The sequence below is a fragment of the Hoeflea sp. BAL378 genome, from assembly GCF_000759435.1.
Lineage (GTDB): Bacteria > Pseudomonadota > Alphaproteobacteria > Rhizobiales > Rhizobiaceae > Hoeflea.
In genome coordinates this window covers 129,661-141,711 of sequence record NZ_JRJG01000038.1, presented here as the reverse complement: position 1 = coordinate 141,711, position 12,051 = coordinate 129,661, and the positions used below count along the sequence as shown (strand labels likewise).

Here is a 12,051-nt window from a genome sequence, read left to right as displayed (position 1 = left end):
CCGGAAAGGTCGAAGGGCCATCATTTCAGTTGGTTCGGAAGCCAGGTGGCCAGTTCCGGAACAAGGATCAGCAGTCCCAGAACCAGAAGCTCGATCAGGATGAACGGCACCGCGGAGCCGATGATCTGGCTGATCGTGATCCCTTCGGGCGCCACGCCCTTCATGACATAGAGCAACAGGCCGAAGGGCGGCGTGAGAAGTCCGATCTCCATGGAAATCAGGATCAGCACCATCAACCAGATGGCGTCGATGTCATAGACCGCCTGCAGGGAATGAGACCCGAGCAGAAAGAACGGCAGCGTCAGGAGCAGCATGCTGACCTGGTCCATGAAGGCGCCGAGAAACAGCAGGATCACCATCATCATGATCACCACGACCAGCGGGCTCATCTCCAGCGAAACCATGGCTTCGAGCATGCCGTTGGTCGCACCGGAAACCGCCAGCGCCTGGGTGAAGACCAGGGACCCCGCGATGATGAAGATGATCATCGTGTTGATCTTGACGGTGCCGATCAACGCATCGGCGATGGCGCGCCAGGTGAAATCGGCGCCCTCGATGCCGGTGATCGTGATCTTTTCCTTGAACAGCCGGAAGAAGTAGCACGACCCGAGCGCCGCCAGGCAGCCCATCGCGGCGGCCTCGGTGGGCGACGCGAACTTGAAGAAGATGCTGCCGACGACAACCACGAAGATGGACATGAGCGGCGTCACATAGACGATGAACGGCAACACCCGGTTCAGCGTCCGCTTGAGATTGCCGTCATAGGTCCGCGCCCAGACCTGCCGCCCCGCCTTGTGGTAGGCGAGCGTGATCGGCCGATCGAGATGGCTGGTATCCGGATCATAGGCGGGAGCGAGGTCGGGATTGAGGGTGCAACGCACGATCACATAGAGAAAGAACAGCAACGCCATCAGCAGGCCCGGCACGATGCCCGCCACCAGCAGCATGGCCACCGATTGCTGCGCGAGACTGGCGAGCAGAACCGCAAGCGAGGAAGGCGGGATCAGCATGGCGATGCCGCCGACGGCCATGATCGGCCCCATCGCGATCGCCGGCTTGTAGCCCCGCTTGATCATGTCGGGCAGCAGCACCTTGCCCAGGATGGCCGTATTGGCGACCGTGGAACCGGACAGCGAGGAAAACACCGTGCCGCCGACGATCGCGACGATGGAGAGACGGCCGGGTATGCGGGAAATCATCTGCTCGATGGCGCCGATCGCCCGGAACGCCACGCCCGTCTGCAGCAGGATTTCCCCCATCAGCAGGAAGAGCGCGATCGTCGTGAGTGAATAGCTGACCGCCTCGTGGAATTCCATCGGCATGCTTTCGAGCGACACCATGACGATGGCCCAGTTGCCGAGCGAGTACCAGGCGCCGATGAACAAGGCGGTTCCGAACAGATTGGCGGCCATGAAGGCGAAGGCGACGGGCAGGCCGAGAAACAGGAAGAAGCAGACCGTGCCCAGCAGCAGGCTCAATGCATAATACCATTCCATGGATCAGAATCCCGCGCTTGCTTCGGCGACATAGCCATGCTGTCCGGCACGGCGATAGCGCAGAAGAAATTCGATCGTGAGCAGAACAAAGGCGATGCAGAAGACCGAGAGGATGATCCAGTTCGGAATCCTCAGGTCTTTGTCAGGCAATGTTCCCAGGAGATAGGAGGAGAAGGTGCTCCGGGCCCCCAGATACGCCATGATGGCGCAAAGGACCGCGCCGACCAGATCCATCGCGCGCTCCAGCCAGGCTGCGGCGCGGACCGGCAGGTTGGAGATGACGATATCCACCCGCACATGTGCCCCCTGCTGCAGCACCCAGGTCGCAGACAGGAATATGCCGAAGAAGAGGAAGTACTCCGCCCCCTCGTTCAGCCATTCAAGCCCGCCCACTCTGAGCTTGCGCAGCATGAAATCGAAGGGCACCAGAAGGGTGAAGATGCCGATCGAGATCGCCACGCCGATTGCGATCGCGGTATTGAATCGGATGAACTTGGCTTCGAAGGTGTTGAGCAAGTCGGTCATGGGGCGCCCCAGTCTTCAGGTGAGAAGATCGTCGACCTGCCAGGGCGGCAGGTCGACTTCGATCGGATCGCTGAGCGGATCAGTTGCTCTTTGAAAAGAGCTCCTTGAGCTTGGGACCCGTTTCGGGGTTCTCCTGAAGGAACTCGGCCCAGGCGGAGTCCTTTGCCACGGCGAGCCATTTTTCGGCATCCGCGCCTTCAAACGTGATCGTCTTCATGCCGTTTTCGGCCATCGTCGCCAGCATCTTCGCATCGAGGTCCTTGGCCAGGTCGCTGGTCGGCTCGGCCTTCGCCTCGAACTCGAGGACCACGGACATCACAAGGTCGCGCGCTTCCTGGCTCATCGATTCCCAGCGTGCCAGATTGGCGATGGTGTGAACGGTCGCGTGATAGACGCCGGGATCGACGCGATAATGCGCGACCTTGTACCAGTCCGGGGAGATGCCCCGGAGCGACCAGCCAAAGCCGTCAACCGTGCCGTTTTCCATCAGCGTGTAGACCTCGGGCATCGTCGAGCGCTGCACCGTCGCCCCCATGGCCTTGAAGAAGGCGGTGTAGACCGGCGAAATACGCAAGTTGAGGCCTGTCAGGTCCGGCCTGTCGATCGGATCGGCGAGGAAAAGGTGGAAGGCACCATCGTCCTGGTGCCGGCCGAGAAAGATCGCGCCTTTCGCCTTCATCAGCTCCTGGAAATAATCGAGGCCCCCGTTCTCGCGCAGTTCGGCATAGGTGTGGTCGGCCAGGCGCAGGACGGGCGCTTCGGGGACGAGGTTGCCGAAGAACGCTTCAGGGCAGCCGGCGATGTCATAGGCACCCAGCGCCATGCGTTCGGCGACCTGGAACGGGCTGCCGATGGCGGGCGCACCGCCCAGGAGTTCGACTTGGACAACCCCCTCGCCGCGCTTGTTGATCTCGGCAACGAGCTCCTCGAACAGGACACCGGGAGGTGCGCCGACCGGAAAGCAGCTCACGGCCCGAAGGACGGCCACCTCTGCGAATGCAGACGTTGCGGCGAAGGTTGACATTGCGAGTGCTGCTGCGCCGAGCAGAAACGACTTCATAGGCTTCATTTCAGACCCTCCTTTTTGGGTTGATGTCCCGGACATGCGGCGCCTCATTGGGAGGCCGCATGTCCCGGGCTGACGAAGCTGGTTTCCTGACTGTCCCGAGTGATTTCTTGTTGCTGATGGACAGGAAACTCCGCCTGGGTTGTGTGTCGGACCGGAGGGGCATTCGCTCCCCGCCGTGGATTGGACTGGATGGGATGGCAACCAGTTCTCATTGCATCCGGCCAATCCCGCCCCCGGGGCGATCCAAACTATTTTAGCGCTTAACCTTTTATTTTACATATAAGCTTTTGTCAAAGCATATAAATTGAATCGCGGCCGGCAGCCGGAATATTTCATTTTTGTATTTTTATTCAACAGGATAGAATGGTAACGAGGCGGGCGAGCCATGCTCCGGGGCCGTTTGCGCCGGCAAATGGCATTTGACGCGAACAGGCTGGCGGATTATTTGACATGTAAGATAGTCCCGGTCGAAAGCCGGCTTTTTTCGCTTAGTCCTTGCCGGGGGAGAGCACCTTGACGCATCTGGAACGGCCATCGCGACAGCAGCAGACGGACAGCTATGCCCGGATTGCCGCGGAGTTCCCGCCCGGGGACCGGACGCTCTCCACGCTTCTCACACGCCAGGCGGAGAAATACCGCGACAAGCCGTTGGTGACCTGCGGCGACGCCCGCTGGAGCTTCGAACAGACGGCCCGGATCGCCCAGACCTATGCCCGGTATCTTGCCCATGCCGGCGTGACGGCCGGCGACAGGGTCGCCATCCATTCCGGCAACCGCGCCGAATTCCTGCAGGTCTATCTGGGCTGTGCCTGGCTGGGGGCCATCGCGACGCCCATCAACACAGCCTTCCGGGGCGCCCAACTGGCCCATGTGATGAACAATGCCGAGCCCAAACTGCTGGTCGTGGAGTCCGGGTTCCTGCCGGTCTATGACGACCTGCCCGAAGGGACCAGGGTGCCCGGCCTGATCTGGCGGATCGAAGACGATCAAATCGTGACCGGCCAGGGCGATCTCGCGGCGGTCGGCGCCGAGCTCGGCGACGTGGTCCCGTGCACCACCCCCGGCCAAACGGTTGCCATTCTCTACACCTCCGGCACCACCGGCCCGTCGAAAGGCGTGTGCTGCCCGCAGGCGCAGATGTTCTGGTGGGGCGTGTATTCGGCGCGCGCGCTGGGCGTGCGCGAGGGCGATGTGCTGATGACCACGTTGCCTGTGTTCCACACGAATGCGCTGAACACGTTCTATCAGGCGCTGCTGAACGGATGCGAATACGTGCTCGAGCCGAAATTTTCGGCATCCCGGTTCTGGGATCGCGCCAGGGAAACCGGCGCCACCGTAACCTATCTGCTGGGGGCAATGGCGGCGATCCTGATGGCGCAGCCCGCCCGCGGTAACGACAGGGATCACAGCGTGCGGGTCGCCCTAGGCGGCGGCGTGCCGGGGCCGATGCAGGCCCCCTTTCTCGAGCGCTTTGGTGTGCCGCTGGTGGATGGATACGCCTCGACGGAAACCAATTTCGTCTTCTACACCCCTGCTCCGTCGGATCATCCGGGATCGATGGGGTATCTCGCGCCCGGCGCGGAAGCCATGATCGTCGATGAGCACCAGACACCCGTTCCCGATGGCGTCGCTGGCGAACTGCTGTTGCGCCCCACGGAGCCCTATTCCTTTGCATCGGGCTATTTCGGCATGGCCGAGAAAACCGTGGAGGCCTGGCAGAACCTGTGGTTTCACACCGGCGACCGGGTGCAGCGTGAACCGGAAGGCTACTACCGCTTCATCGACCGGACAAAGGACGCCATCCGTCGCCGGGGCGAGAATGTCTCCAGTTGGGAGGTCGAGCAGGTGATCCTGTCGCATCCCGCCATCAAGGCCTGCGCGGCCTATCCTGTCCCCTCGGAACTGGGCGAGGAAGAAGTCGCCGTGGCCCTGCAGTTGAAGCCCGGCGTTGAGTTCGACGAACTCGACCTCATCAAATACGCGGAGAGCCGCCTCGCCTATTTCGCGGTGCCGCGGTTTCTCAGACGTGTTGACGACATGCCGCTCACCGAGAACGGCAAGGTCAAGAAAGTCGTCCTGCGATCGGATGGAATCGTCGACGGCATGTGGGATCGTGACCAGTCGGGCTACAAGATCAGGCGATAGCACAGGCGAAGGACCGCTTTCATGAACACTCGTCACCCAAGTTGTGCGTCCCGGCGGCCTTCGATGCGGCGCCGCTTCGCCTCGCCTTGTCCGGCCGCGGGTCTCCTCTGTCCGCCACGGGGGGCCATGTGAGCGCCGCCACGCCAGGCCGAAGCGGGTATGACGGCGTCGTCCTCGCCTGCCCCGTCACCGTGCCCTATCAGCGCTTTTCGACCAGGCCGGCCCATTGGTGGATCGGCAAGGCGCTGCGCGGCCTGAGCACATCGGCAGGACTGTCCCACAAGGATTTCGACGGCTTCTGCCTGTCGAGCTTCACGGTTGGACCCGACAGCGCCATCGGCCTGGCCCAGCACATGGGGATGTCCCTGCGCTGGGTCGATACGATTCCGCTGGGAGGCGCAAGCGGCATCGCCGCCGTCCGCCGCGCGGCCCGGGCGGTCCAGGCCGGAGATGCAAGCGTGGTCGCCTGCGTCGGAGCGGACACCAACCATGTCGACACATTCCGGCAGACGACGGCGAATTTCGCCCGCTTTGCCCAGGATGCGGTGCTGTCCTACGGCTCCGGCGGGGCCAATGCCAGCTTCGCCCTGATTGCCCGGACCTACATGCAGCGCTTCGGGGTGACCCGCGAGGATCTCGGCCGCATCGCGGTCGCGCAGCGCGACAACGCCTTGCGCAATCCCAACGCCCTGATGAGTAAGCCGCTCACGCTGGAGCAGTACATGACGGCGCGGCCGATCGCCGACCCGATCCATCTGTTCGACTGCGTCATGCCCTGCGCCGGCGCCGAGGGGCTGCTGGTCATGCGCGAGGAAACGGCCAGGGCGCTCGGCCTGCCCTTCGCCCGGCTTCTGTCATCGATCGAACGCCACAACGCGGTGCATGACGACGTGCAGCTTCGCGGCGGCTGGGTGGCCGATATCGACGAGCTCTACGCCATTGCCGGCATTGGGCCCAAGGATCTGGACGTGGTGCAGACCTATGACGATTATCCGGTGATATGCATGATGCAATTCGAGGATCTCGGCTTCTGCAGGAAGGGCGAAGGCGCGGAGTTCGTCCGCGCCCATGACCTGACGATCGACGGGGATTTCCCGCACAACACTTCGGGGGGCCAGTTGTCGTGTGGGCAGGCCGGGGGCGGCGGTGGCTATCTCGGGCTGAACGAGGCGCTGCGCCAGGTCACCGGCACAGCCGGGCCGACCCAGGTTCCAGGCGCCCGGCTGTCCCTGGCTTCGGGATTTGGCATGATGACCTACGACCGCGGCCTTTCGTCAGGCGCCGTCATTCTGGCGGGGAACTGACCATGACAGAGCCACTCAAGCGCCCGTCCCGCAAAGACCCGCTGATGCGCACTCAGGTGCCGATGCTGCCGCCATCGTTTCAGTCGCGGACGGCGCAGATCCTCACCGCGGCCGCCGCCGAGGGCCGGTTCGCGCTGCAACAATGCGCCGAGTGCGGCGCCATCGCCTATCCGCCGCGGGACGCCTGCACCGAGTGCCTGTCGGACGACCTGCCGCTCACCGACCTTCCCACCGGCGGCGTGATCCTGTCGCATACCCTGATCTCGGCGCCGGGCGAGCCCTATTTCCGCGAGCGTGCTCCCTGGCTGATCGGACTGGTGAAACTCGATTGCGGCCCCATCCTGGTGGCCCATCTCCACGCCGATTGCAGCACCGGCGACAGGGTCCGTCTGTCGCTGCAGATGGACAAGGCCGGGAACGCCGCCGCTTTTGCGCGGCCTGAGCAGGATGCACCCAACATGACCGACGACAGGCAGTGGCGCGAAATGACCGCGGACCCCAAATTCCGGCGCGTGCTGGTGACCGACGGGAGATCAGGCGTGGGCCAGGCCATCGCCCGCAGACTGGCGGATGCGGGCGCCACCGTCCTTGTCGGGATATCCGAGCCTTGGAAGCCGTTCGAGGGGCAGGACCGGCTCACCGCCGGCGATCGGCTGCAGGTGATGGAGCTCAGCGTCGATGACGAGCGTTCGGTGCAGCGACTGGCGGCGCTGATTGGCGGCAAGGTCGACATCCTCGTCAACACCACCGATTACGTCCGGCCCGGAAACCTGCTCGACCAGGCCAACGCCTCAGCCGTCCGGGACCAGGTCAACCGGCATTTCATGGGGTTCGTGCACCTGGCCCAGGCCTTCGGCGGGGCGATGCGGGCGCGCGGCGCGGATGGACCCACCGGCGCAGCGGCGTGGGTGAACGTGTTTTCCGCCTATGCCCTGGCCAATGCAAATCCGTTCGGCGCGTTCAGCGCGGTCCAGGCCGGCTGCCTGTCGCTGTCGCAGTCCCTGCGCGGCGAAATGCGCCCGGGCGGGATCCGGGTGATCAACCTGTTCGCCGGGCCGATCGACGGGGAATGGTACCAGACCCTGCCCGCGCCGAAACTCGCGCCCGATGCCATCGCCCTGGCCCTGGTGAAGGCGCTGCAGACCGGCCAGGAGGATGTGTTTGTCGGCGACATCGCCCAGGACATCCGGGAGCGCCTGAGGGAGAACCCCAAAGGCGCCGAGCGGGCGCTCAACAAGGATCAATCCGCCTGATCGTCACTTGCCGGCACGCTTACCCGTAAACTCACGCCGACGCCGTGCAAGACCGGCGGCGGCCTTCGGCGGGTCATGATCCTGTCCGGGCAGCCGGCAAGGCCGCCCGGACAGGCTTTCCAGACCGATGGGGTTATCGGTTTCGTTCGGGCCCTAGTTCATCATGTTCGGAAGATAGAGGCTGATACCGGAGAACGCCATCAGCAGCGCCAGGCGGAAAAGGTCGGCCACCCAGAATGGCGTGACGCCGCGGAATATGGTGCCGGTGGAGACATCGCTCACCACGCCCTTGAGGACGAAGACATTCAGCCCGACCGGCGGCGTGATGAGGCTGATCTCGGTGACCACGACCACCACGATGCCGAACCATACCGGATCGATGCCGAGCGCCGAGACCAGCGGAAAGAAGATCGGCACCGTCAAGAGAAGCATCGACATGCTCTCGAAGACGCAGCCGAGCAGCAGATACACCGCAACGATGACCAGCATGACGGTCATCGGTCCCGCCCCGAAGCTCAGCACGAATGTCTGAAGGTCGGCGGGCAATCCTGCCAGGTTGACAAAATTGGAGAACATCCAGGCCCCGATCAGGACGCTGAACAGCGCGGCGGTGGTCGCCGCCGTATCGATCAGTATCACGCCGATCACGCGTGCGTTGAGCTGGCCCCGGAAAAGAGCGATCAGGAATGCCCCCATCGCGCCGATGCCGGCCGCTTCGGTGGGCGAAAACGTGATGTTGAGGGGAGCGAAGTCGAACGCGCCATAGAGTCCGCCGATGACGATGAAGAACAGAAGCACCACGCTCCAGACATCCCGCAGCGCCCGGAGCCGTTCGGGCCATGTGCTGCGGGGGCCGCTCGGACCGGCGGACGGATCGCGCATGACCGAGAACTGGACGGCGAAAAGATAGAACAACACGCCCAGCAGACCCGGAATGATGCCGGCCAGGAACAGTTTCGCGATGCTTGTCTGCGTCATCAGACCATAGATGACGAGGATCACGCTGGGCGGAATGAGAATGCCGAGCGTCCCCCCAGCCGCGATCGACGCGGTGGAGAGCGCGTCATTGTATCCGAGCCTCCGCATTTCCGGCATGGCGACCTTTGCCATCGTCGCGGCGGTGGCCACCGACGAACCGCAGATCGCCGAGAAGCCGGCGCAGGCGACAATCGTTGTCATCGCCAGGCCGCCGCGCAAATGGCCGAGAAAGACAAATGCGGCTCGATAGAGTTCCCTGGAGAGGCCACCCTTGTTGACGAACTGCCCCATCAGCACGAAGAGCGGCACCACCGACAGACCATAGTCCTGGCTCGTATCGATCATCAGCCGGCCGACGACGGATATCGAGGCGGACATGCTGGTCATGTAGGCCATGCCGACAGCGCCGACGACACCCATGGCAAAGGCAATCGGCAGACGCAGGAACGCAAGCACCATCACCGCGATCAGGCCGGCAATCGAGATCATCATAGCGGATTGTCTTTCTTCGGCTGGATGTCGGATTGGCGCTTCTCCGGCCCCGAAAATAGCCTCGCCAAAGCCGAGACAATGCGAGCCAGGTAGATCAGGCAGGTGAATGCGATGGCGAGGGAGAAGAACTGGATCAGCAGGTACTGCGGCAAGCGCAGATACTCGGTCACCTCGCCATAGCCGCGCGACCTGGTGCCCAGCTCCCAGATCCGGTGACACGCCACCGCCAGCATGCCCAGGCACAGCAGGTCAATGAGCATGCGCTGCACATCGGCCATGCGTCCGGCGAAGAAACCGTCGAACAGATCGACCACGATATGCTCCTCGCGCACGGCCGCCAAAGGCAGCGCGGCGAAGACGATGATGCCCATGAAGATCTGGGTCACCTCCGCCGAAGACCCGAGAGGCGCCGAGAACAGGCTGCGCATGATGACGTCGGCGAAGGTGAGCAGCATCAGGACGAACAGACACGCAGCCGACAGCCAGGCAGGCGCTCTTGCAAGCCGCTCGATGCGGCTTGCAAGAGTAACAATCGAAGCCGGACCCTTCATGGCCTCAGGACCGCCGTCACTTCGCATCGAGCTTTGCCAGCTCCGACTTGAAAAAGTCGTAAGCTGCCTGAGCGTCGATCCCGGTCTTGGCCACATCGTCGATGACATTCTGGGTGATCTCCGCTGTCATCTCCGCCCAGATCGCCTGGTCCGCTTCGCTGGCGATCGTCAGGGTGTTGTCCGGGTCAGCTTTGAGGGCTTCCAGGCCTTCCGCGTCGAACTCATCCCAGAAGCGGCCGGTGATGCGCGAGAGCTCTTCGCCGAAAAGCTCGTTCAGGGCCGCCTGGTCCCTTTCCTCGAGCGATTCGAACTTGCTGCGGTTCATGATGGTCGCCATCGAGGTGTGATAGAACCCGGAAGGCATCTTGTAGGTGTGCTCGGCGACCTCGGTGAGATTGAACCCCTTCTTGGCCTCCATCGGCATCAGGACGCCGTCGGCGGCATGCGACGCCAGGGTCTCATAGACCTTGGGCGCGGGCACGTTGATCGCGACAGCGCCCAGCGCATCGCCCACCAGCCCGGCCACGCCGCCGCCGATCCGCAGCTTCATGCCGGAGATCTCGCTCAGGGAGGAGATTTTCCGCGAGGTGTGCAGGAGACCGTCGCCGTGGGAATGCAGCGCAAGCACCATCAGGTCGCCATGCTCATTGGCCTGCTTGAAGAATTTTTCATAGGTGCGCCAGTAGGCCACGGCCAGCGCTTCCGCACTGCCGCCCATGCCCGGCACATCGGCGATCAGCGCGCTGGGGAAGCGCCCGGGCGTGTAATGGTGCGTGATCCAGGAGATATCGGCCAGCCCATCGCTGACCACGTCCGCCTGGGCCGGCGGAGGGGCGAGATTGTATTTGAGCTCGGCGGTGACGCGGCCTTCCGTTCTCTCTTCGATCTGCTTGATCATCCAGGGGAACATCGTCGCGTTGACGCCATGCGACGGCGGCGCCCAGGTGGAAATCGTCAGCTTGATCTGCTCGGCGGAAGCCTGGCCCAGCGAAGCCATCAACAGCACTGATCCAAGCAGTCCCTTGATCATCGATTTTGCATTCATCTTCATTCCCTCTCTTGTTGATTGCTTGTTGACACATCGAACCGGCATGCTTCGGCGCCTGACGATCTCTCCCATCGCACGCGATGAGCCGGTTCTTTGCGGCTCGCTCGACGGGCCCAGTCTCCCTGGTGCGCCGTACCCAACCACTCGCTGCATCTCGCCCACTTCGTGGGCTCTCAGGTCGCCGCAGCGAGCAATCCGGATTTCATTTTACACATAAATTTATTCATTACCATAGATTATCTTGTAAAATATCCTCGCTGGATCCCTTTGTTTCTCAAGGTTCGGCTGGCCGGGAGCCTCATTCTCTCTCAAACGCGAAGCCGTGCGGTGCGCATGGAGGGTCCTTCCCGGAAGCGGCTGCTCCCAGGCCGAAATGCCCGTGTTTCGACAGGGTATCGGCGGCAGACGAAGCCGCGTCAGCCCTCCCGGTGGCGGGGAATGTCGTCCTTCGACAGGGTTTCGATCAGTTCACCGGTCCGGTGGATACTCGCCGCGAACATTTTGACCGCCTCGTCCGAGGACCGTGCCAAAGACAGCTCGACGATCTTCTTGTTTTCTTCGAGAAAGTAGCGCTTGAGCGAACTGTTGGAGGCGGAGGCCACGAAATACGGCCAGCGATACCTTTGGGTATGATCGTAGAGCTGCGCCGAGATGTTCTGCATCCATTGCGATCCGCTGGCCGAAAGCAGCGTCAGATGAAACGTCCGATGCCGGTCCTCGAGCTCCGCAACCTCGTCTTCGGTGGGATCCTGGTCTCGGGCGAGCGATCGCTCGATGCACTTGGCGAGGGCATGAAAGGCTCCGATCAGGCGCCCTTCCCAATCGTCGTCACCGCGATCGATGGACCGCCGCAATCCCTCGCAGTCAACCAGGATCCGCGTCTCGATGGCGTCCCACATTTCCTCGAGCGAGACTTCCGTCACCCGAAAGCCGCGGGCGGCCACGGAGTCGACCAGGCGTTCGCTTTGCAGCCGGTTCAGCGCCTCGCGCAAGGGCGAGAAACTCAAACCGTAGCGATCCTTCAGGGCTTGCAGCCGCAACGGACTGCCCGCCGGAAAATGACCCTTGAGGATATCGGAACGGATCTGGCCATAGGCATACTGGCCCAGGGTCACCGCATCCTCCTGATCGGCGCCCGACGCCTCGGATGATATCGATTTCAGTTTCGTGGACATCAACTCATCTTCTCC

At 62.9% G+C, this 12,051-nt stretch carries 10 protein-coding genes; 3 read left to right on the top strand and 7 right to left on the bottom strand.

Annotated features, from left to right (window positions below; all coding sequences use genetic code 11):
* Positions 1-20: 20 nt before the first annotated feature.
* From LL06_RS10605 to dctP, 3 genes are all read right to left on the bottom strand, one after another.
* On the bottom strand, positions 21-1,496 hold the full coding sequence (locus tag LL06_RS10605; protein WP_035525873.1) for a TRAP transporter large permease subunit: 1,476 nt from the start codon (positions 1,494-1,496) through the stop codon (positions 21-23).
* Between the two features lie 3 nt (positions 1,497-1,499).
* Positions 1,500-2,021, bottom strand: coding sequence for a TRAP transporter small permease (locus tag LL06_RS26360; RefSeq protein WP_052161409.1), 522 nt, complete (start codon positions 2,019-2,021; stop codon positions 1,500-1,502).
* A 79-nt stretch (positions 2,022-2,100) separates the two neighbouring features.
* Positions 2,101-3,090 (bottom strand): TRAP transporter substrate-binding protein DctP, encoded by a 990-nt coding sequence (dctP, locus tag LL06_RS10595; protein WP_161784963.1) that lies wholly within the window; start codon positions 3,088-3,090, stop codon positions 2,101-2,103.
* Between the two features lie 513 nt (positions 3,091-3,603).
* On the opposite strand from dctP, the gene LL06_RS10590 reads away from it, so the two are divergent.
* The 3 genes from LL06_RS10590 (at position 3,604) to LL06_RS10580 (ending at position 7,792) form a co-directional block, all read left to right on the top strand.
* On the top strand, positions 3,604-5,235 hold the full coding sequence (locus LL06_RS10590; protein ID WP_081963880.1) for an ATP-dependent acyl-CoA ligase: 1,632 nt from the start codon (positions 3,604-3,606) through the stop codon (positions 5,233-5,235).
* A 128-nt stretch (positions 5,236-5,363) separates the two neighbouring features.
* Positions 5,364-6,539, top strand: coding sequence for a thiolase family protein (locus tag LL06_RS10585; protein ID WP_035526182.1), 1,176 nt, complete (start codon positions 5,364-5,366; stop codon positions 6,537-6,539).
* Between the two features lie 2 nt (positions 6,540-6,541).
* Positions 6,542-7,792 (top strand): SDR family NAD(P)-dependent oxidoreductase, encoded by a 1,251-nt coding sequence (locus LL06_RS10580; protein WP_035525871.1) that lies wholly within the window; start codon positions 6,542-6,544, stop codon positions 7,790-7,792.
* 153 nt (positions 7,793-7,945) lie between these two features.
* On the opposite strand, the gene LL06_RS10575 is transcribed toward LL06_RS10580, so the two are convergent.
* The 4 genes from LL06_RS10575 to LL06_RS10560 all read right to left on the bottom strand — a co-directional run bounded on the left by LL06_RS10575 (position 7,946) and on the right by LL06_RS10560 (position 12,036).
* Complete coding sequence (locus LL06_RS10575) at positions 7,946-9,262, bottom strand: TRAP transporter large permease (RefSeq protein ID WP_035525869.1); 1,317 nt, start codon at positions 9,260-9,262, stop codon at positions 7,946-7,948.
* Complete coding sequence (locus LL06_RS10570; protein ID WP_161784962.1) at positions 9,259-9,813, bottom strand: TRAP transporter small permease; 555 nt, start codon at positions 9,811-9,813, stop codon at positions 9,259-9,261. Before LL06_RS10570 ends, LL06_RS10575 begins: the two co-directional genes overlap by 4 nt.
* Before the next feature lie 16 nt (positions 9,814-9,829).
* Entirely contained in the window at positions 9,830-10,864 is a 1,035-nt protein-coding gene (locus LL06_RS10565) for a TRAP transporter substrate-binding protein (RefSeq protein WP_035525867.1), read from the bottom strand.
* Between the two features lie 413 nt (positions 10,865-11,277).
* The gene (locus tag LL06_RS10560; protein WP_035525865.1) at positions 11,278-12,036 is read right to left on the bottom strand and encodes a GntR family transcriptional regulator; all 759 of its coding nucleotides are present in this window, start codon (positions 12,034-12,036) and stop codon (positions 11,278-11,280) included.
* Positions 12,037-12,051 lie beyond the last annotated feature (15 nt).

Coding starts and splice junctions, on each gene's coding strand:
- LL06_RS10605 (WP_035525873.1), bottom strand. CDS start 1,496: ATGGAATGGTATTATGCATTGAGCCTGCTGCTGGGCACGGTCTGCTTC.
- LL06_RS26360 (WP_052161409.1), bottom strand. CDS start 2,021: ATGACCGACTTGCTCAACACCTTCGAAGCCAAGTTCATCCGATTCAAT.
- dctP (WP_161784963.1), bottom strand. CDS start 3,090: ATGAAGCCTATGAAGTCGTTTCTGCTCGGCGCAGCAGCACTCGCAATG.
- LL06_RS10580 (WP_035525871.1), top strand. CDS start 6,542: ATGACAGAGCCACTCAAGCGCCCGTCCCGCAAAGACCCGCTGATGCGC.
- LL06_RS10575 (WP_035525869.1), bottom strand. CDS start 9,262: ATGATGATCTCGATTGCCGGCCTGATCGCGGTGATGGTGCTTGCGTTC.
- LL06_RS10570 (WP_161784962.1), bottom strand. CDS start 9,813: ATGAAGGGTCCGGCTTCGATTGTTACTCTTGCAAGCCGCATCGAGCGG.
- LL06_RS10565 (WP_035525867.1), bottom strand. CDS start 10,864: ATGAAGATGAATGCAAAATCGATGATCAAGGGACTGCTTGGATCAGTG.
- LL06_RS10560 (WP_035525865.1), bottom strand. CDS start 12,036: ATGTCCACGAAACTGAAATCGATATCATCCGAGGCGTCGGGCGCCGAT.